At 59.1% G+C, this 20,581-nt stretch carries 17 protein-coding genes and 1 pseudogene; 7 read left to right on the top strand and 11 right to left on the bottom strand.

Annotated features, from left to right (window positions below):
- Window positions 1-64: 64 nt before the first annotated feature.
- The gene (locus tag C0Z16_RS37635) at window positions 65-2,116 is read right to left on the bottom strand and encodes a hypothetical protein (protein ID WP_146014404.1); all 2,052 of its coding nucleotides are present in this window, start codon (window positions 2,114-2,116) and stop codon (window positions 65-67) included.
- Window positions 2,117-3,316: 1,200 nt separating this feature from the next.
- On the opposite strand from C0Z16_RS37635, the gene C0Z16_RS34755 reads away from it, so the two are divergent.
- A complete protein-coding gene (locus C0Z16_RS34755) occupies window positions 3,317-4,093 on the top strand; it encodes a glutathione S-transferase family protein (protein ID WP_102636512.1) in 777 nt (258 codons plus the stop codon).
- Between the two features lie 329 nt (window positions 4,094-4,422).
- On the opposite strand, the gene C0Z16_RS34750 is transcribed toward C0Z16_RS34755, so the two are convergent.
- The 6 genes from C0Z16_RS34750 to C0Z16_RS34725 all read right to left on the bottom strand — a co-directional run bounded on the left by C0Z16_RS34750 (window position 4,423) and on the right by C0Z16_RS34725 (window position 9,936).
- Complete coding sequence (locus C0Z16_RS34750) at window positions 4,423-4,665, bottom strand: hypothetical protein (RefSeq protein WP_102636511.1); 243 nt, start codon at window positions 4,663-4,665, stop codon at window positions 4,423-4,425.
- 459 nt (window positions 4,666-5,124) lie between these two features.
- The gene (locus C0Z16_RS34745; protein WP_244201474.1) at window positions 5,125-5,892 is read right to left on the bottom strand and encodes an energy transducer TonB; all 768 of its coding nucleotides are present in this window, start codon (window positions 5,890-5,892) and stop codon (window positions 5,125-5,127) included.
- Window positions 5,873-6,271, bottom strand: coding sequence for an ExbD/TolR family protein (locus C0Z16_RS34740; RefSeq protein ID WP_102636510.1), 399 nt, complete (start codon window positions 6,269-6,271; stop codon window positions 5,873-5,875). Before C0Z16_RS34740 ends, C0Z16_RS34745 begins: the two co-directional genes overlap by 20 nt.
- Window positions 6,268-6,912 carry a MotA/TolQ/ExbB proton channel family protein gene (locus C0Z16_RS34735; RefSeq protein ID WP_102636509.1) on the bottom strand — a complete coding sequence of 215 codons (645 nt, stop codon included), beginning with the start codon at window positions 6,910-6,912 and terminating at the stop codon, window positions 6,268-6,270. The genes C0Z16_RS34740 and C0Z16_RS34735 overlap by 4 nt, the downstream gene beginning before the upstream one ends.
- A gap of 22 nt (window positions 6,913-6,934) precedes the next feature.
- Window positions 6,935-9,247 (bottom strand): TonB-dependent receptor, encoded by a 2,313-nt coding sequence (locus C0Z16_RS34730; RefSeq protein ID WP_407070728.1) that lies wholly within the window; start codon window positions 9,245-9,247, stop codon window positions 6,935-6,937.
- A 230-nt stretch (window positions 9,248-9,477) separates the two neighbouring features.
- Window positions 9,478-9,936 (bottom strand): Fur family transcriptional regulator, encoded by a 459-nt coding sequence (locus C0Z16_RS34725; RefSeq protein ID WP_102636507.1) that lies wholly within the window; start codon window positions 9,934-9,936, stop codon window positions 9,478-9,480.
- Window positions 9,937-10,019: 83 nt separating this feature from the next.
- Here C0Z16_RS34725 and zigA point away from each other — a divergent pair, with 83 nt between their 5' ends.
- The 3 genes from zigA to C0Z16_RS34710 all read left to right on the top strand — a co-directional run bounded on the left by zigA (window position 10,020) and on the right by C0Z16_RS34710 (window position 13,548).
- Window positions 10,020-11,210 carry a zinc metallochaperone GTPase ZigA gene (gene zigA / locus C0Z16_RS34720; protein WP_102636506.1) on the top strand — a complete coding sequence of 397 codons (1,191 nt, stop codon included), beginning with the start codon at window positions 10,020-10,022 and terminating at the stop codon, window positions 11,208-11,210.
- Between the two features lie 215 nt (window positions 11,211-11,425).
- Window positions 11,426-12,310, top strand: a complete 885-nt coding sequence (locus C0Z16_RS34715; RefSeq protein WP_102636505.1) for a metal ABC transporter solute-binding protein — start codon at window positions 11,426-11,428, stop codon at window positions 12,308-12,310.
- Window positions 12,311-12,537: 227 nt separating this feature from the next.
- Window positions 12,538-13,548, top strand: coding sequence for a CobW family GTP-binding protein (locus C0Z16_RS34710; RefSeq protein ID WP_102636504.1), 1,011 nt, complete (start codon window positions 12,538-12,540; stop codon window positions 13,546-13,548).
- A gap of 62 nt (window positions 13,549-13,610) precedes the next feature.
- Here C0Z16_RS34710 and C0Z16_RS34705 read toward each other — a convergent pair whose 3' ends face one another.
- Together C0Z16_RS34705 and C0Z16_RS34700 are read right to left on the bottom strand one after the other, a co-directional pair.
- Entirely contained in the window at window positions 13,611-14,705 is a 1,095-nt protein-coding gene (locus tag C0Z16_RS34705) for a nickel/cobalt transporter (RefSeq protein WP_158244569.1), read from the bottom strand.
- A 65-nt stretch (window positions 14,706-14,770) separates the two neighbouring features.
- Window positions 14,771-15,328 carry a DUF1007 family protein gene (locus C0Z16_RS34700; RefSeq protein ID WP_102636502.1) on the bottom strand — a complete coding sequence of 186 codons (558 nt, stop codon included), beginning with the start codon at window positions 15,326-15,328 and terminating at the stop codon, window positions 14,771-14,773.
- Between the two features lie 374 nt (window positions 15,329-15,702).
- Between C0Z16_RS34700 and C0Z16_RS34695 the strand changes: the two genes are divergently transcribed.
- A complete protein-coding gene (locus C0Z16_RS34695; RefSeq protein ID WP_146014403.1) occupies window positions 15,703-15,978 on the top strand; it encodes a hypothetical protein in 276 nt (91 codons plus the stop codon).
- A 237-nt stretch (window positions 15,979-16,215) separates the two neighbouring features.
- Here C0Z16_RS34695 and C0Z16_RS34690 read toward each other — a convergent pair whose 3' ends face one another.
- Together C0Z16_RS34690 and C0Z16_RS34685 are read right to left on the bottom strand one after the other, a co-directional pair.
- Window positions 16,216-18,543, bottom strand: coding sequence for a PIG-L family deacetylase (locus tag C0Z16_RS34690; protein ID WP_102636519.1), 2,328 nt, complete (start codon window positions 18,541-18,543; stop codon window positions 16,216-16,218).
- Between the two features lie 362 nt (window positions 18,544-18,905).
- Window positions 18,906-19,148 carry a hypothetical protein gene (locus C0Z16_RS34685; RefSeq protein WP_102636500.1) on the bottom strand — a complete coding sequence of 81 codons (243 nt, stop codon included), beginning with the start codon at window positions 19,146-19,148 and terminating at the stop codon, window positions 18,906-18,908.
- Between the two features lie 71 nt (window positions 19,149-19,219).
- Between C0Z16_RS34685 and C0Z16_RS34680 the strand changes: the two genes are divergently transcribed.
- The gene (locus C0Z16_RS34680) at window positions 19,220-19,495 is read left to right on the top strand and encodes a metal/formaldehyde-sensitive transcriptional repressor (RefSeq protein ID WP_102636499.1); all 276 of its coding nucleotides are present in this window, start codon (window positions 19,220-19,222) and stop codon (window positions 19,493-19,495) included.
- Window positions 19,496-19,503: 8 nt separating this feature from the next.
- A pseudogene (dmeF, locus tag C0Z16_RS34675) lies at window positions 19,504-20,334 on the top strand (CDF family Co(II)/Ni(II) efflux transporter DmeF); the annotation flags it as partial.
- Between the last annotated feature and the right edge of the window lie 247 nt (window positions 20,335-20,581).

Genomic DNA, 20,581 nt, shown 5'->3' with positions numbered 1-20,581 from the left:
GACGACGGATCACCGGCCGCGGCACGGCGCCCGGCATCAAGTACTTCCATGGTGGGCCACTGCCCTATCCGATGCGCTGGCACGACGAAGCCGGCCGCCCGAAAATGATATAGTGAACGTCCGTGTTGCTGCCGCTTCCGGGAGGTGCAACTTTATTTATGCCGAAGCCAAACGCGGTGAACAGGTTGCCCGGGTCCGAATCTGTCAGTGGCGCCTGCCGAATTGTTACATAGTCACCGTATCGGTCTGTACCCACATCGCTACCGGTCGTGATGTACGCAACGTAATCTCCCCAGAAACCGACCACATGATTCTCATAGTTGCCGTTGCCGCCGTACTCAAATGAAATCCCGACTTCCCCGGTACAAAAGTTGGTCGACAACGCCGGATAACCGAATGCATAGCCGTTATTCCAGATTTGCACCTGCTGGATCTTATTGAAATTATTGCTCCGGTCGAGCGTCACCATTTCAACGTGAGGCTGACTGAAGTTACTGCCGGTCCCCGCGGTCCACGCAAACCATATCTGATTTCCTGAACGCGTTGCGCCGATGATGCCGTTTCTCGGGAAGGAGTTTCCGTTCGGACCATTGAAGTTCTTCGCGAGCCAGTCTCTGCCATCCGGTGTCGTGGAGGTTGGCGCGTTGTTCGCCCAGCTGGAAATGCCGACATCTCGCCAGAAATACGTGTTCGAGCCTTCTGCCAATGAGAAAACCCGCAATGTGGCGTTGCCGTTGTGACCGGCCCAGAACACTTCCGCACCTGTGTTTTGTGTGATGTGATCGCCCCATGTAATCGACTGAGGCCCATTCGAAGGATTGGTGAAATCGAGCGTGATGGTCCCTCCTGCCTGAATTCCAGTCAAGGACGTTCGAACGACCTGAAATCCGGTGGTGCAGCCGGTGGGACAACCATTGCCGTCACCCGCGTCCCAACTGATATACAGCGAGTTGTTCCCTACGGACAGATCGGGATAGTCGAAGCCGGTGCCGGCGGGCTGACCAAAGAGCTGCGGTGTCAGGTTCCAGTAGGTCCAGGCCGTACCACCGCTGCTTTTGATGTCTGCGGGACTTGCCATCGCCAGCCGGTAACCGGCGCCCTGAAGCAGCCACACGAACCGGTCGATGCTCGGCACGTACTGGACAATCTGATCGCAGCAAAATCCGACCGCGTCGTTGGGAAATATCTTCGTTGGATCTAATTGGGTAAACGTATTGCCACCGTCGGTCGAGTAAGCAGCGAGCCAGTTTGCCGTGGCGAAAACAACTCCCCCGCCGGATGCACCGCTCGGCTCGGCGCAAACCGCGGCGGAATCGCCGCTGCAGTTGACACCGGCGGACGTCGCATTCAACCCGTTGTTCGCTTTAAAAGTAATTGCTGGTGGATCGCCAAAAGGAGCAGGCATTGCCCCTGTGCTGGTGGGTGTTGGCACGCCCGGTACAAACGGTGTGGTCGGTACGGGAGGCGCGGCCTGATTGACGTCGTTATCGAAATGAGGCGGCTGATGGGGAAATGTCCCGCCCTTTACGGTAGAACCTGGAATCTGAATGGTTCCTACGTTGGCCTGGCCCGGAGCATCAGGTGGCAAAACAATGACCTGCTTTACGGAAAAGTCGCGCCGTTCCGCTTCGTGGTGCTTGTCTTTATCCTCATGTTCGTGTTTCTGTTCATGCCCGCGCATATCACGAGAGAAAGGACTATTTCGTATACTCGCGCTGTCTTCGTCATTGTCCTTTTTTTGTAGTTCGTAAGTGCCGCGCACAATTAGGACGTACTCTTTTCCTGCAATCAATTGACTCCGGCTGAAACTGGCCTCAAGAATTGCGCCTCTCCCTGCTCTTATATTGCCAATGCGCAGTGGAAGCGGACTTAGCAGGCCGGCAGCGTTGAGATGGATCGCATCTATCCTGACGTCGATTACATCTTTTCCACTCGTGTTCACAAGCTCAGCGGCAATCTGAACCATGTTTGGCTGTCCGAGTGCCGCTCCCGGGGAACCCAGCGCAAAGGCACGTTTCGACTGTTCTGCAGTAGAGTCGACCACAGCAGCAAAGAGAAAAGACATCAACAAAACTTTCAGCCACGTCAAGGCTTTGATGGAGTGTCTCGCGTTCATGTCTGCCTCCGCTTCTATCCGGCGTCGACGATGCTGCCGGTGACGAGCCCACAGTGTGCTAGCGAAAAATGCGAGCGACTCTAATCAGGCCGTTACACGAAATTCGCCCGGCCAATGTTGCGAGAGAATGTGTGAAATTGGCCCGTCTACCGTCCGCAGTAAGCGATGGCGGAGCGCGAGTCGGGCAGCGTGCGGTTTTTTGAATATTGTCCGCCCCGGGGCGTAGAACCATCGTAGTTCGCAGCGGTTCGATTTCAAGTCTCATCCATACCTTTTTGCCCTAACCGTCTGACGGTGACCGTATGATGTCTGATGAAAACGACACCATGCTTTCCCGATCCTATCCACTTAACCCGCAGAGGCTTGTTAACACGGGGCTGAGCGAACGACGGACGCTGTATAGATGCGCGTTTCAGTGATGCGGCAAGACGACCGTGCTCATTCAGAATCACGGACACGGAAAGCTGCTGTTCAAAACATTTCCTTTCGCCAGGGGCAGCTTGGAGGCGGCACAGATCAGCGGGTAAACCGACTCGTCTCCGTCGCTGCGCACCTCGGAAGAAGAACGGCTGTTTTGACGCGACGACCGTACAGCATCGGGCAATAGAACGGCTGGATCCGATTAACAATATGCAATCGCGCCAGAGATCAGGCACTTGCGACGCAACCGCCACAAACTTTAAGAACGCAACGTCCCGCCGGCAAATTCCGCGCCGATTTATCGTGCTCACGCGGATGAATGCCAAGCACATGCCTCAACGTCAGCAGCGAAAGGAAACGCTGTAAAACATACTGTGGAAATCCGTAGCAAGCGACTCGATCGTTGATCCGATATACGTTCGTCCCAGTGTCACTTGCCTTCGCGCAGCGGCGGTTGATCAATCCGCTGGCACGGTAGCTGCAGTTTGCGACGACGACGGTCTTTTCCGCGCAGTCTCAACTATCCGTTTCACACGCCCTGAGGTGGTCAGTCAAGGTCTTTCAGATGGAAGTTGGTTTCCGGCACGCGGTTCGAGTCGCTCGTTTAGAGTCTTTGACTGTTCGCGTGCATTCGGACTTGCATCAATTGCCGCTGGCGCGCGGTTGTCGCGAGGTTCAGACTTATCGGTCTGAGCAGACAATCAGCCAGTGCTGCAAGCTTGGACGAGCGAAACATCAGTCCATCGTTCTCAACGCGATCCGTCATTCAAGGGGATCACAATGCGCAAACTGTTCTTCACGACGGGATCGCCTTTCGCTCGTGCCGTCCGCATCGTGCTTGTCGAGAAGGGACTCGATTTTGAACGCGTGGAGACCTTTACGACGCCCAGCGTCGAAGAGCGTGCGAAGGTCGCGCCGACCCTTCAGGTTCCTACCTTGATCGATGGTAATCTGACTCTTTGGGACTCCACCGTGATCATCGACTATCTCATGTCCAACTATCCAGCCGTGCCTGCGACGCAAGGCATGGAGACTTTGACATCCGACTACGTGCGGGCGATGGAAAGCTGGCACGATAAACTCGTTCTCGCCACGTTACAAACCTTCGGCGTGTCGACGACGACGGTGTCGCAACTGCAATGGTCTGGGATCGGTCATGAAGAAAATGGCCATGCCGCGCGCTGCGCTATGCGCAATCAGCATCTCCTCGATTGGTTCGAGAGTCAGCTCATCGGCACTGATGGCGGCTTCGTCCCCGGTGTGATTTCCGCTCAGGATATCTTCCTCACCTGTTACTGCCAGTTCATTGAAACACGCCCATTGCGATTGTCCTGGCGCGCCCCGAATCGACCCAAGCTCGCGTCGTTGGTTGCGCGAATGGAAAAGCGGCCATCTCTCCAACAGGAGGCCGCACTTTGGTGGGAGCCAGGGATGACGTATGCCACCGCCGCCGAGGTGGAATGGGCAAGACGTAAAACCATTCATGGTGGGCCCAGCTTCAGCGAATGGGCGGCGCAGTCCGCAAGCTATGGCACAGATTCGACGACGATCGAATGAATCGGTACGACCAACGAGGAAAGCCCCGAATTCGTGAGGGAGGCGGCTCCATGTCAGCCTGAAGCCGTGAGCCGCAAGTGCGGCCCGATCGGCCTCCTCAGGCCGACGTTGGGACGGTCGCCTCCGACGCTCGAATGTTTCTTACCAAGGTGGACGAGACGTTCGAGCGTCCATATCAAGGCGCCAGCCAACGGCCGTAGATGGCCGACTAGAGCCTGGTGGGCCGATCAGGGCTTGTGATTATGCGCGGCCAAGTGCACTGATCCGATCAGTGAACCCTGCATGGCTCAGGAACTCAAATGCGCGAGCGGTACGGTCCATAATTCGATTTATACTGGAACCCACGCCGCGCGCTCCGCTTCCCTCAACGGAAAAGCATGCATAATTCTGGGGCGTCCATAAAACGTAGCCTCCACGACTACTCCTTGAAGCTCATCCCTGTGTGGCTCGAGCGCAGCCATAATCAGCTGCAAATCATTGGTGAGCCGTTTGCAGTAAAGCACCCGATCCTGGTCGTCGATCACAGCGACCACGGCATTGTTCGGGTGCAGATCGATGCCGCAATACTTCATATGCGCCTCCTGACAGGTCGGTTGGTGGTTCGCACCGCAACTGTAGACCTTGGCCGCCCACTACCTTGGGGGCGGCAAAGGAGGCCTTCCAGACGATTATCAACTTTGCGACATTAATGCTGTCAATTCGCGGAGGGATCATGTGTTGAGCGTCCCCAGGGCTTGCCCGACAAGGATTTACGGGATCCGAATTAAACATGTCAATTGCCGCAACTCGCGACATTCACGAAAAATCCGAAATGCACAGCTCTGCGCTGCGTGAGCGATGGCCGACCAAGCGGGGAACCGGCCGGCACAAACGTGTCAGGATCCGACGGCCACCAGTCTGTTCAGATGACCGTAATCCGGGCTTTTTTTGGACGTTCGCATCGCAGAGTCGCCTGCTACGCACGTACACCCACCCCTAGTCGACCTCGAAGCCGGTCGCCTCGCGCTTCTGTCGGAGAGCGGTCCAGTGCATCAACTCACGTTAAAGTGCACGCGAATGTCTTGCCGGGTTTCAACCGGGTGTCCGTCTTGCATCGCGGGAAAAAAACGCCAGCTTCGCAATGTCTCGAGAACAATCTGATTGAGACGCGGGTACTGCGTAGGCTTGATAAGTTCGACTGCGACGGATCCGTCCGTATGGATGACGAGGCGGGCTGTGGCGACCGTCTGGTAGGCCTGCTCCCGCAATTCGTCGGGAACCGGGGGCAGCGGTTGCGCGATCGCCCGCGCGGGTGAGTTGCCGGTAGACGATCCCGCAGATGTCTCCTGAGTGGCTGGCGCACCGATGGCAGGCAACGGCTCTGATAGCGCCGCCGTCGCCGTCTGTGCCGACGAACCGCGCTCGGGCTTCGCAACCGGTGCGGACTCCAGGGCGTGCTCACTCGGGGGGGACTTCGCAGCAGGCAGTGGCGTGTGAACTGGCAGCGTCGGGGTATGCGCTGGTTTGAGTGACGGTTGTTTCGGTGGGGCGACCGTATGCAGCTCAGTAGTCTGCTGTGCTGAGCGTGTTCTGACCATGGGCGACGTTGGACCGGGTTCTGGTACGTCAACGACGCTCACCTCCAACGGCTGCTGCAGCACCCGCTCGGTTGCCGGCCCCGGATCCAGGCTGCGTCCGAGCACCACAAGAAAAATTCCCCATGCAAATGCACCCAGCGCCGCGGCAATCGTGAGCCTGACCTTCCGGTTGTCACTCGCCTTGATGCGGAGCCGCGAAAGTCTACTCACGATGAACTGCAACGAGAAAATGTTCCGCGCCGGCGCGTCGGGCCGCCAGCATTGCCCGCACGACAACGCCGTGCCCCGCTGCATCATCGGCGGCGACAATGACGTCATGGTCTGGGCGCAGTGCGCGCCTCATGGCAGGCTCCACCTCATCGAGCCGAACTGGTTCGCGATTGACGAAAATCCCGTTGCTGCGGTCGACCGTCAAAGTCGGTGGCCCGTCCACCGACATCTGTTGCGCATGACCCGACGGCAGGTTAACCTTCACGGCGTCCAGCCGTTGCATGGCGAGCGATGCCAGCATGAACGTAGCGAGCAGGAAGAACATCACATCGATCATCGGAATGATTTCGATGCGGCCGCGCTTCGCGGCACGGGAGCGACGAAACTTCACGGCGTATCACCACCTGTTTCGGAAGCGAGGCGGACCCCGCTAAGGCGTTCATTTGCGAACGCCTCGAGTTCGTCCATCAGCCGCTCGAGGCGCCGGGAAAAGTAGTTGAAGGCGAACAGCGAGAACAATGCGACAACCAGGCCAACCGCTGTCGCCACCAGTGATTGGGCAACACCGCCGGTGACGCCGCCCGGATTGACTAGACCGCTTGCGCCGAAGAGCTGAAAAGAATGCATCATGCCCACGATCGTACCCAGCAACCCAAGCAGTGGCGCAGCGGTCACGATCGTTTCGAGTACCCAGAAGCCCCTGCTCATATCCCGCTCGATCGCTGAGGCGATCACTTCGGTCTTCGCCTCGCGATACCAGAAAGGCACAGAGGGCTGACGCTCAAGTGGCTCGCTCAGGCGTCGGAAAACATGCTCCGCCGGCAGCGAATCAAATGCTTCAACGATTGCGCCGGGCGACGCATCGGCTGTAACCGGGGCGGACAGATTTGCGCCGGGCCGGCGGGCGAAACGCGCAAAGACATATGATCGGTCAACCACAATCGCGATCGCCACGATCGCAAGCAGGCTGAGCGGGTAGATCACCCAACCGCCAAGCTGCACGGCGTCCACAAGATTCATCCAGTCTTTCATTCCGGCGTCCTTTGGTCACGCATCAAAACTTTTTGGAAATACCCGCGTACAGCGCGATGTGAGGTCCGTATTGCGGAGCGCCCACTCCAATGCCGGAGCCGTCGCGCAACTCATACACGCGGTTGAACGCATTGACGAGAAGCAGGCGCGCGTCGAATTTACCAATCAGGGGATTGTTGACGTTGAAGTGCTGGATCACGCCAAGGTTGACCTGTGCGTAAACCGGCAGACGATCGGTATTGGCAAAGCCGCTGCGCAGGCCACTTCCGACCAGCCCGTCAAACATGAATGTGGTACGGCCGAGTTCGTACGTGCCGCCAAATGACGCGGTCACGCGTTGATCGTGATCGAGAAATACGTAGTGGTCACTGATGAACGCGAGTTCGTCGGCGCCGAAATTGAACTGCGCGGAATTGATATTCTTGCCCTGTGCGCGGCTGAACGCGAGATTCAGATAGGCGGAAACGTTGTCCTGCTTGTAACTGGCCGTGAACTCGACACCATAGGTCCGGCCGTACTGATAGTTGAAGGGGGTAAAGATGAGCGCGGTGCCAAACTGGCCTTCGTCGAGCAGATTGGTCGACTTCTTGTAGTAGGCGTCAAGCCCGACGGTCAGCGACGGCGTCAGCCGCTGGGTGACGCCCAGGTCAAAGTAGTGGCTGCGCTCGGGCTGAACCGGATCATTCTGTCCGGACACCTGCGCTGTGGTCCCCGCAAACCGCGCGATGTCGGAGTCGGATACGAGTTCGAACGCGGGCGGCGTGAAATAGCGCGCGTAGCCCGCGTGAACGGTGGTGGACGGCGTTAGCGCGTACACCAACCCGACGCGCGGGCTCACCTGACTCGCGCTGACATACTGGTCCATCTTGTCGTAGCGCAAGCCATAGTTAATGGTGAGCCTATCGGTGAGCTTCCACTCATCCTGCACATAAGCGCTATACAGGTAGCCGGTTTTGCTGCTGCTGTCAGGAATATTGACCGGCTGATCGGACGACTGATTGCCCTCGGCGTCAACCGGAAAGACAGCGAGACTGTTGTCGAAGATTGCGTGTTCCTGCTGGAAAAAGATGCCCGCGCGGATCGTGTGTTTCTCGTTTAGCCGGTAGGTTGTGTCCAGTTGAACCCCATTCGCCCGATCGCTGTGAAAATCGCTCGCCGCGACACCGTTAAACAGCAGGTCGCCGACCGGGTCGGGGTTGAACTGGGTGCGCGAATAGCGGGTGAAAACCGCAAGTTGATAGTCCAGTGCCGCTCCGTTGGTTCCCTGCAGCGCTACTACGGCAAACTGGTTGAGTTCTGACTGGGTTTCGCTGAGCTGACTCGAATCGAAGCTCGTGTTGCCGTTCAGCGTAAATGCAGTGGGCAAGCCTGGCGTATTGGGAATCTCAAACTGATTGCTGGTCGTGCCGAACATCACACTCACGCGCGTGAGCGGATTGATGATGTACGACATGTAACCGAAGGCATCGCCCTGACGCGTGTGATCGTGTATCGGGCTGGCGCTAGAGGTTGGGTTTTCGATACCCAGATTGTTCTCGCCAAGCGAGCCGCTGAAATAATAGCTGAAAGGCCCCTGACTGCCGAATACGTCACTGCTCGTCTTGATGGTCTGATGGCTGCCGCCAAACACATTAATGGATCCGCCACTACCGGTATCGCCCGATTTGGTCCTGATATCGACGATGCCGGCTGTGCGATAGCCATACTGGGCAGGAAGCGCGCCCGTCAGAAAATTCAGCTGGTCGATGATGCGGCTGTCGAGTGACTGCCCGAACCCGCTGATCGGCTCGGGAATGATGACACCATTGATCCGGTACTGCAGGTTTGCGTGATCGCCGCGCACGTGCAATTGGCCGTAGGAGTCGCTGGCAACCCCGGGCGCCTGCAAAAGGACCTGGTTAAGCGGCGTGTCCTGCCCTGCCGGCAGGTTGTTGATGTCGCTCTGGCTGAAGCGGTAGACGCTGCTGCCCGTTTCAGGCAGCAGGTCATTGCGAGCCCGGTTCAGCCGCTGCGCATTAACCTGCACATCGAGCGTATCGCTTTTTGAAAGTGCAATCGACACCGAGCTTTCCTGCCCCGGACTGGTTGTGGCGACGCTGCTTCCGCTGGTAAATCCGGGGGCGGAAACAACAACAGCATAAGTTCCAGGCGCGACATGCCCGACTGTGAAATGCCCGATCGCGTTAGTGTGTCCCTCCCCAACAGACGCGCCCGCTGAATCCTGAAGAGTGACCATGGCGTTACCAACGGGTTGGCCTGCGCCGTCGACGATGGTCCCGCCGACCGAAGTGTCGGCCGGGGCGGCGTGAGCGCGGGCGGCAATCACAGACAACATTAGCGCGGCCTGGGTGAGGCGATGGCGATTTCTCATCTTGTCAGGTTTTTGTTAGGTGTACGAATTGTAAACTTCACCGCAGCAGCCAGTTCCTGCTCGGGCGACGAACTCCAGGCGTGGGCAGGGCGAAGGGGTCGTGCTGCCGTGATGCTACCCACGGGTGCCGCCGCAATAAGCCTTGCGCATACGATGCAATGTTATATTATTACGCAACGGATTGAAACATATCGTTACTTTTTGCCGACGGTACGATCAGCCGCGAGCGCCGCGCAGTCCTGACAGACTCCCTTGATCTCGGTTTGCTGTCCGTCCACGCGGAAGTGAGCAGTCTGTGCGACACCGAGCAGGACCTGCTCGAGCGTTGCGTCATGCAGTGCGCGCACTGAATGGCAGCAGGTGCAGACTGCGAGGATCTCATGGCGGCTGCTGTTCTGTTCAGTCAACCTGAAGGTGCTTGTCGTCGAGACATGACTGACGACGCCCTCCCTGATCAGAAACTGCAATGCGCGATAAACGGTAGGTGGCGCGGCGTGCGGACGCTGCCGGTGCAGATCTTCGAGTAGCTCATAGGCTGTTGCAGATCCTCCGCGCGCATTGAGAAGCCCCAGCACGAGTTGTCGCAGAGGCGTGAACCGGGAGGGCTTCGCTGCTGTGGGGCTGTCGCCTGTCGATGGTCGCGAATGTCGCATTAGCGATATGTGTGGAAGTAAAAAGTCAGCATCACATACGTGCAATGTTATAACATATCCGCAAACCACTAGCGCGATCCGTTATGAACAAACTTCCTGTCACGGTCCTTTCGGGATTTCTCGGCGCCGGCAAGACAACCCTGCTCAATCACGTGCTCAATAACCGGGAGGGAAGACGCGTTGCCGTCATCGTCAACGACATGTCCGAGGTGAACATTGATGCTCGCCTGATCCGCGAAGGTGGCGCGCAGCTCTCGCGCTCCGAGGAGCGGCTGGTGGAAATGAGCAACGGCTGCATCTGCTGCACCCTGCGGGAAGACCTGCTGGTCGAGATAAGGAGGCTGGCAGCGGAAGGACGGTTCGACTATCTGCTGATTGAGTCGACGGGTATTTCGGAACCGCTACCGGTTGCCGAGACGTTCACGTTCCGTGATGAGAGCGGCCTTAGCCTCTCCGACGTGGCGCAACTGGACACCATGGTCACCGTCGTCGACGCGTACAACTTTGTGCGCGACTACAGCTCACACGACCACCTGCGCGACCGGGGGGAAACGATGGGTGATGAGGACGGGCGCACCGTCGTGGATCTCATTACCGAGCAGCTCGAATTTGCCGATGTGATCCTTCTCAACAAGGCGGATCTAGTTCAGCCGGAGGAACTGACGCAACTGAAGGGCGTACTGCGCAGCCTCAATAGTCGCGCGGAAATCGTCATCTCGTCGTTTGGTCAGGTACCGCTTGAAACCGTGATGGGGACCGGACGCTTTGACTTCGACGCTGCGTCGCAGGCACCCGGATGGCTCAGGGAAATGCGCGGCGAACGAATCCCCGAAAGCGATGAATACGGCATCACGAGCTTTGCATATCGGGCGCGCAGGCCCTTTCATCCAGCGCGGTTCTGGAACTGGATAAAGATGGAGTGGCCGGGCGTAGTACGTTCGAAAGGTTATTTCTGGCTCGCATCGCGCAACGACCTCGTCGGAACCTGGTCGCAGGCCGGAGCGATTTCCCGACACGGTCTGGCCGGCAGATGGTGGGCCGCGGTACCTCAAAGCCGTTGGCCTGAGGATGCTGAAAGCCGCGCGACGATCTCGCAGCGCTGGACGGCGCCATTTGGCGACCGCCAGCAGGAACTGGTCGTCATCGGCACCGGCATCGACGAAGCTGCGCTGCGCGCGGGGTTCGATACGTGTCTGCTGACGGATGCCGAGATGGGCGTGGGTCCGCATGCGTGGGAAAAATATGACGATCCGTTTCCTGCCTGGCCGACATAAACCGAAGCGGACAGCGACCGCACGGACAGCGATGCAATCGAGGCATAGGTTCGGTCCATCGAACACAGCCTTAACGCGATTGAAGACCGGTCGAATATCTTTTCCTGGCGCGCGCAGTGCACGGCTGGCGTGACGGCAACGATCCGTGTCGGGCACCGACAAGGTGATCCTGCCAAAGCACCGGCATTCTTTTACATCTATGAGTAAGGATATCCATGAACAGGCTTGTTAACGTGCTGTATCCGGTCGCGCTTGCATTTGCACTTGGCGTCTGCGGCCAAACGGTGGCAGCGGCATCGCCGGTACCTGTCCCGGTCGTAGCGGCAGAAAATTTTTACGGTGACGTGGTCAGGCAGCTCGGCGGCGACCACGTACAGGTCACCAGCATCCTGAGCAATCCCGAGCAGGACCCGCACCTGTTTGAAGCCAGTCCGAAGACGGCGCGGGCGCTGCAGAATGCGGCGCTCGTTGTGTACAACGGCGCCGATTACGACCCGTGGATGGAAAAGCTGTTGGCGGCCTCGAAAAGGTCGGACCGCACGACAATTGTCGCGGCACAACTCATGGGACGAAAGTCCGGCGATAACCCGCATCTCTGGTACGACCCGAAGACGATGCCCGCCGTCGCGAAGGCGGTGAATACGTATCTGGTAACCACCGATCCGGCGCATAAAGGTGACTATGATGCTCGCCTGGACCGCTTTCTCAACTCGCTCAAACCGGTCGACGACAAGGTCGCTGCCCTGAAAGCGCACTTCGAGCACGTGCCGGTGACAGCGACGGAGCCGGTTTTCGGTTACATGGCCAGTGCGATCGGTCTGGACATGCGCAACGAGCGCTTCCAGCTTGCAACGATGAACGATACAGAGCCGAGTGCGGCGGATATCGCGTCATTCGAGACGGATTTGACCGCTCGCCGTGTACACGTCCTGATCTACAACAGCCAGGCGAGCAGTGCAATGACCCGGCACATGCTGAAGCTCGCGAGCAACTCGCACGTACCAGCCATCAGCGTGACCGAGACCTTGCCCGCTGGGAAGAATTTTCAGCAGTGGATGGGCTCGCAACTCGACGCACTATCGGCCGCGCTGAAGCGCTAGCCTGTTGAAGGCTACAGCTCTGCCCAACTGACGCCCGGACGGCCTCTTTCGCTCTCCCATCGTTGACGACGGTGCGGGCGATGCCGTTAAAGCCTGCGCAAATTCATCACGTTGCTGTCCGGCAGTCGGGGCCACGCTCTTCTCCGCGCTGGACGTGACGATGCGCGAAGGCGGTCCGATCGTTATACCCGCAGGACCGAGCAACCTTATTTGACAGGGAATCAATCATGACCAGGCTTGCTTCAAATGATGGCCGTATCCCGACGACAATCCTTACCGGGTTCCTCGGCAGCGGCAAGACCACGCTGCTGAACCGCGTTCTGACGGAACACCATGGCGGACGCGTCGCCGTGATCGAAAACGAATTCGGTGAAGCAGGTATCGACAATGAACTGCTCGTGCAGGACGGCCACGAGCAGATTGTTGAGATGAACAATGGCTGCATCTGCTGCACGGTGAGGGGCGACCTTGTGCGGATCCTCGGATCGCTTGCCGAGCGTCGTCGCACAGGCGAGCTTGATTTCGACCGTGTGATCATCGAGACGACCGGACTCGCCGACCCGGCTCCCGTTGCCCAGACATTCTTCGTCGACGAGACAGTGCAGGAGAACTACCTGCTCGACGCGATCGTTACGGTCGTCGACGCCAGGCATGGGAATGCACAGCTCGACGAACATCACGAAGCGCAGGAACAGGTTGGTTTCGCTGACCGTATCCTTTTGTCGAAGACCGATCTTGTCACGCCCGACGATGCGCAGGCCATTACCGCACGTCTTCGCCAGATGAACGCGCGCGCCCCCATTGAGCATTCAGATTTCGGAAGGACTGGTATCAGCAGGCTGATCGATATCCGCAGTTTCGATCTCGATGCAATCCTCGAGATCGAGCCGGATTTCCTTGAAGACCTGTCCCACGAACACGATGATGACGTGTCGTCCTTTGTTTATCGCTCGACAGTGCCGCTCGATGCCGACCGGCTCGAGGAGTTCTTTGGCTCGATCGTGCAGATCTACGGCGCCGCCATGCTGCGCTACAAGGGCGTGTTGAACCTCGCTGGAGTGGAGCGCCGGACGACTTTTCAGGGCGTTCATATGATCTTTGGCGCCGACGTCGGCAAGCCGTGGCGATCCGACGAAACGCGGGAGACAAAAATTGTCTTTATTGGCCGGCAGTTGCCCCAGGACCTTATCAGGCAGGGACTCGACGCGTGCATTGAGGTCGAACAGAAACACAGATAGTCGGAAGCCCGCAGCGATGTATTTGCACCTGCGACCAGCGTCGTTTGGTAATGTGACCGCTCCTACGAGAGGGACGGCGTCAGTACACCGCCGATCTGCAGAGCGATCTGAAGTGCGGCAAACGCGACGATAGCGATGCTGCCAAGCAGAGCCACCGTTCGCTGCAAGTCCGCGACGCGGGGAGCATAACGTAGTGCAAGGCGCCCAACGCCGCGGTTAAGGCCGGATGCACAAAGACCGACAAGCGTGACCGTCACCGTGACGCCCAATGCCATGGCCAATGTGGCTGAGACGCCTGCCTCGGGCACGTGGGCGCCCACCGAGACGACCAGCACAAAGATCGCTCCCGCACACGGCCGCATGCCCGCGCCCAGCCCGGTCAGGCAGATCTGCGATAGCATCCCGTTCGTCTTCAGGATGCGAGTTGCCTTCGCCTGCACGGGCAGACGAAGTGCGGGGCGCAAGTGCACCGGCAGCCGGTGGCCGAGATAACCGCGGTCGTGATCGCCCTGGTCATTCATGGTGCTCGAGCGTCGCGGAACCAGCACGACCTTGCGGCCGCCGGAGCAGCAGTCGCGCCGCGTGGCGATCGACCAGACGGTCCAGCTTCCGGCGACGCAAAGCATCACGTAGCTGACCAGTTCAAGCGAAACCGCGCGCGCGAGGATGCCCTGAGCGCCTTCCCGCGTTACCAGAATGCTTCCCATGACCACGACGATCGCGCTGGCAGCCTGCACAGCGGCGGTCCAGCCGCTCAGGAGTATTGCCTCGCGAAGATGTGCGCCGCGCGATCCCAGGTAGGTGCCGACCACAAGCTTGCCATGACCTGGCCCGAGTGCGTGTAGCACGCCGTACGCGAAAGACAGGCCGAGCAGCACCACCCACAAAGCCGGATCACGCTCTGTGCCGAGGCGCACCGCCATATCCTGAATACGGGCGTTCCAGCGTCCCTGAAGACGGACGGCGGCGAGGACTGCATGCCGCACAGGACCCGGAATCCAGCCCCCTTCCGGGTTGGCATCGGTGTGCTGCGCTACGGATCTCTGTGGTGACGCGGGTGACGCAGCAGCGGTCGTTGACGCTGCAATCGGCCGGCCGAATACATCGATGCCTTGGGCGTGGGACGCAACCGGCACAGCGACGCAGAGAAAAATCATGGAGGCAATTGCGCCTCGGACTAGCAGCGCGGCGCAAGTGGCCGCATAAATCCGACAGATAGCCTTCAACATGTGATTGCCGTGGCCTGGGGAACGACAGTTCCATAAAAGACAGGGTGATGCTGGTCGGCGAAGTTCCGGGTCCTGCACGTCGAGGAAGCGCCGCTGTCGAGCGAAACGGCAGGACCCGAGTCCGGGTCGTAGTCAACGTAAAACGATTCGTCCCAGACTCCGAATTGCACCCGCTTCCCTGCGACCGTAACCGGTTTCACAAGTGGCAGTGTAAAGGTGTATTCGATCCGTCCGTTTTCCACCGACACCCTGAAATCCGAGGGCTCCGCGAAATGCTGCGGTTCGCCGTCAACGAGCAGATGACTGAAGTAGTCGGCCGGTCCCAGGGACGAGAACGCCTGCTTCTTGAAAATCGCCGTTTGCGCCGGCCCCAGTGGGCCGCTTGTCGGCAGATGATCGATCCCGACCAGCATGACCGGAAAGCCCTCGGTAAAACGCCACGTTTCTGTTATCGCGGTAATCGTCACGCCCCGCATCTGGATCTTTGCGTTGTATGTGATCCAGACGTGAGGGTGCGCCACGGCAGCCGATGCACTCAGAATGGCAAGCATTGCTAGCCAGTGCCTGATGGTTAATACAGGGAATCGTAAGGGTTGGGTCATGTGTGGCGCCAGGGAGCGTTGCAGACTTTGGAAAGCCTTTCGTGTGCCGATGCCACCCGGACCGAAGCGGTGCACGGGAGCTGCCGCATTATCGCCTCGCCAGAACCGCGAATGAACGGGCGGTGCCAATTGACAACACGTCTGCATCGATGGAGACGCACCGGGTTGTGAGTCTGGACCGCTCATGGTCGCAAATAAGGTGTCTGTACGAGAAAGGTTGTGAGTTCGATGCAAGATGCGCGGGCTAAACTGTCATTCAGTGATCGCAGAAGTGTTATGCCTGACGGCTGAACAATCGAGGAGCACAGACATGAGCACCTGCAGTGAACCGCACCGTGCCTATCACGACCATCAGGACAGCACGAACCGCGGGCGCACGGCCATCCGGCATGGCGGCCATGCCGCCTGCCTGCATGACGGACATCTGCACCATCCACACGAAGATCATTGCGATAACCATGGACCTGTTGAGACGGCGTAAGCACGTGACGCAGGACGACAGGCACATCCGGAAAAATATCGGGATCGCCGGGTGTGTCGGGGTTCCGAAGATGGCCGCGCGGCTGCAGCAGCGATTGTTCTTTGGGGCTGCGTCGTGATTTCGTTGGCGTGGGCAACCTTCCTCGTTCTGGTGACTTTGCAGCGCTGATGTTTGCTGCCTGGACGGCGCTACGTCAGTTGGGAACCGCCGCGGAGATGGTCTCGAGCGGGGCAGTCAACGTCGCAGCGGCTGATGCCCATTGTTCGTTAGCGCCGTGACCCCTTGTCAAAGATCACCGATGCCATGGAAAGCATATTGGTCACCTGTTCTGGTCACGGGGCCTGTCTGTGACGCGTCATTGACTGAGCCGCTCGAGCCACAGCGTTTCCGAGTAGATGGCGGGTAGCTGCAACTGTGCTTCCGGACGGTCATTGCCCTCACGTCGATCGATGTCGTATTGCAAAAGCGTCGCCTGGCCACCGGAAAAATGCGTATTGTCGAGTATCGCGTCTGTGCGCCGGTAGAAGGCCAGCGTCGTATGACTGCCGCTGTGAAGCAGGGCGGGACTCGAGTCCTGCCACGGCTCGTCGGGCAGGGAAACAAGCAGAACTGGCGCTGCTTCGATGTCGGACGATTCCCATACGTCGATACCGCCCGGTTCAGAAGAGCGGGGCACCGTCATGACAATCGCGTTGTTCGCGTCCGCCGGATGGTGGTCAGTAGAGAACTTCGTTGTGGCCGGCTGGAATACCGGCGGCAAAAGCGACGTGCTGCCAGCATGCCAGTGTCCATTGGAAAAGCCGAACGGGAGGACGGCAATGCGCGCCCCATTGCTGGCGGGCTGGACGGCAAGAAAGGATGCCGAATCCGTCCCTTGGGCGCGCACCGCGAGCAGACGCAGATCGAACCGGAACCGATCATCTTCCAGCACCCTTGCCTGTTGGATATGGCCGGTCCCATCGTCGCCTACCGTCCACAATTCGGCGCCTTTGCCGGACGTTTGCATCGCGAGCAGTATCCTCCGCCGCATTAGCGCACTGTTCGCGAACGCGATGTACTGCTGCGCGCGTCCAGTCGGTATCCGGTGATCGCTCTGAAACCACAGTGCCGGTGCTTCGAAATCGCGGCCCGTGCTTCGCAGCAACCAGAACGCCGTGCCGCCCAGGCGCGGCGTGATAACCATCAGGTCCGCGCGGCCGTCGCCGTCGAAATCTCCGAGCACGAACCGGGCACTGTCGAAGCACAAGGTGTCTTCGCCACAGGTTGCAGTGATCGCCCGGCTGTCGAACGGGACAGCATTGGCGTACCAGCGCACAGGCCGCTCTCCGGCCTGCAATGCCTGGACGTAGACGTCGAAGCCCGGACCGTCGGCTCGCCGCTGTACATACACGGCCGAGGGTGCGCCGCGCCCGGTCACGTCCTCATACATTGCGCCCGCGAGTCGCAGGTCAGTGGGCCACGCTGGTCGCAACGCCGACCACCGGTATCGCGTCGTCAGCGACGCGGAGCCACGAAGGTTCAGCCGCCCGTCTTCTTCTCCGAGGCAGCGCCGCGAAGGCGTGAAGATCAGACCGAAGTCCCAGGGCGTCCACCGTTGTGACGGTTCCCATTGCTCGCACCTCGCTTCGGCGAGCTTGCCATCGTGCTCGGCAACACATTGTCCTGTCGCCGCCGAAACAAGGGCGGCGTCGTGCTCGTTGCCCGGATAGGTCGTTCTGGGTTCCCATGTCCATTGCTGCTGCATCGAACCATTACATGGTGCGAGAACCGGCTCGCGCCCGTTGCCTGCTGAGGCCAGACACCGGTTCGACGCGGCGTTGAAGAGTACTGACGGCGTGCCGACGAAATCCGGCCTGACATGTGCCGTCGAGTCGTCGTGCGCGTACTGGCGCTGCACCCAATCGCCATTCCACTCGTATTCGCCGAAAACCTGCGCCACATCGCCACCGTCGACGGAAAAATAGGTCGCGGCCACATCGCGTTTGCGTTGCGCCTGTTCTCCTGACAGGTTGACCGGCCAGTTTCCAATCGGATAGGTGACGAAATACGAAATAGGGACGGCGCGAGCAAGCGACTGCGCAACGTGCCGGGTAATGCGCGCGGCGTATATGTGATCCGGGTGTTCGATGAAGGGGACCGTATCTGGATTGAGCGTGTAGATACGCGTGGCGCCTTCGAGGACCGATCTGAGCGTCGCGGAAAGCGAGTCGCGCGTGTAGCGGCCAGGCGCAATCTCGCCGTGCCCCATCGGATAGGTAGTAAGCGTTGCGCCCTGGTCCCACAGCAGCCCGAGCGGGACGCGGCCGCCCCGGACAGCGCCGCCTGGCAGCCGTAGTTCGAGCAGCCGCACGCGCGGCTGCTGTTTCAGCCGGAGCTCGAATACCGGCTCGCCGGCAATCCGGATGGTCGACTCGTCCCAGTCGTTGGCGACGCCCGCCAAACGCGCATAGGCGAGCCGCGTTCCCTCCTCGCGTTTTTGCACGTAGTCAAATCTCGCGCCGTTCGCCCCACCGATCAGATGGACGACCGTAACGCACCATCCTGCATGCAACCGCTCACTGATCGCCGGTTCGACAAAGAGCAGGTCGTCATCCAGATGTGCGACGACAGTAACGGCGGTTCCAATTCTGCAATCGGGGGCAGCAGCCTGAGCGGTCGCCGGGAAGACGAGGAACGGAACCATGGAAAGAAGGAGAAAGCCAAGCTGGCGCAATCGCCGATGGTCAAAACGGTCATTGAAGCGCATGCATTGGTTCCCGCTGTCCTGATCCCGTGATGGATCCGATTGAATGGGCCATCCGGCCGCCGTGCCACGATACCCGTCGTGTTCGCATCGTACCCGGTAAGCCGTAACAAGACGACCTTACGCTCGCGTCGTGTGATCCGCTCTACGTATGCCATCTGACTGTGGGTCGTGTCATCGTGCGGAAGCCTGTCATGAGCGGTCGGCCAACACGGACTTCCACACCGTTGAAGATCTTCATCGACCGTCGGATTGTCATGTTTGTCCGGTAGTCCTCATGCCATACGCGAGCAATCCAATAGTCATCCGCCGTAGAACACATCAGGCATGTCAATGCCCCAGTAAACGATCCAGTAAGCGCAGACGACGGGCGCCTTGCCGATCCCCCGCAGACCCGAGTCGGCCATCACCGGCCAATTATCGGGTTCCGACGAACGAGTGAAATGAGCGTTTGCCCAGCCGTTCGTCTGCGCATCGACGGTTTTGAACGCTAATCCCGCTGGATAAGTATCTGGCAACTCCGCTGCCACCAAAATCCGCCGCATCAACCGATACCCCTACCCCCTATGGTAGACTTCCCGCAATTGATACCCCCATGGGGTATATGGAGAGCGCGATGAGTCACACGGTTCAGGAAAAACAGAAGCTGCTTAATCGGGTCCGCCGCATCAAGGGACAGGTGGAAGCCATCGAGCGGGCGCTCGAGGAAGCGCATGGCTGCTCGGACGTGCTGCAACGGATCACGAGCTGTCGCGGGGCTATGAACGGTCTTCTCGCGGTTGTGCTGGAAGACCACATCAGGAACCACCTCGTCGACGCGGAAAGCGGCGACGAGGATGGCGCCAGCGCGACTGAACAACTCATCGAAGTTGTTCACAGCTATTTCAAATAGAGTCAAAAATGAGTGATTTCAAACACGCCGCGTTCGGCGCAGGACATGACCACATCTTTCTGGGTGTTGGTCACGAAAAGAACGAGCGCAAGACGTGGGCCGTGATCGCACTGTGCAGCGCTATGATGCTTGTTGAAATCGTCGGCGGCAGTATGTTCGGTTCGCTGGCGCTTGTCGCCGACGGTCTGCATATGTCGACGCATGCGGGCGCGATGCTCATTGCAGCCCTTGCGTACAGCTACGCGCGCAAACACGCCACCGACTCCCGCTTCGTGTTCGGTACGGGTAAGCTCGGCGATCTCGCGGGCTTCACGAGTGCCATCGTGCTCGCGATGATTGCGCTTCTGATTGGCTACGAAGCGGCATCGCGTTTCCTGTCGCCGGTACCCATCCATTTTGGGGAAGCAATTCCCATCGCGGCGGTCGGCCTGCTTGTCAACCTGGCGAGCGTGTGGCTATTGAGCGGCGGCGGTCATGGTCATGATGACCACGCTCATGAGGAGGAAGTCCAGAAGATTTTCGCCCCATCCGGCGTGTTTGCCGTTTCCATCTTCGAGGACGGCGTGCCACCCGTTTTCCGCATTACGCGAGCGACGGAGACTTCACGACTGGACGCTACTGCGGTGTCCGTTACCACGGTGCGGCCCGATGGGACACAACAAGTATTCACGCTAGCGGACCGTGGAGAGTATCTGGAATCGAAGGAAGGCATTCCGGAGCCGCATACCTTCAAAGCCATCGTTCGGACGCCGGACGGCGAGTTCGGGGTCGAATTCGAAGAGCATGAACACCACGACGACGCGGATGAAGCAGCGACTCGCGTAGAGCGAAGTAAATCTATGGTCCGCCCCAGATTTGCAACCCCTTGTGCGTGAGGTCAGGTTGGCTTGCTCAAATCTATCCGGCGTCGTTGGTTAGGGCCGAGCCCCGCGCCATGATGAAGTGCGCGCCTGCAGCCCCCATAAAGTCGTGCGGCTTCCTAAGCCTCATTACTTCCCGGGGTTTTCCGCAGGCCATGTGCCGTTCCTGTCATCAGTGTCAGGCGTCGCAAAAGCCGAGATGGTTGATGGGTCTCTTTGAAACGTT

This window comes from Paraburkholderia rhynchosiae (assembly GCF_002879865.1).
Taxonomy (GTDB): Bacteria; Pseudomonadota; Gammaproteobacteria; order Burkholderiales; family Burkholderiaceae; genus Paraburkholderia; species Paraburkholderia rhynchosiae.
Note: the sequence above shows the minus strand (reverse complement) of the source record. Positions and strands in the feature narration are given on the sequence as shown.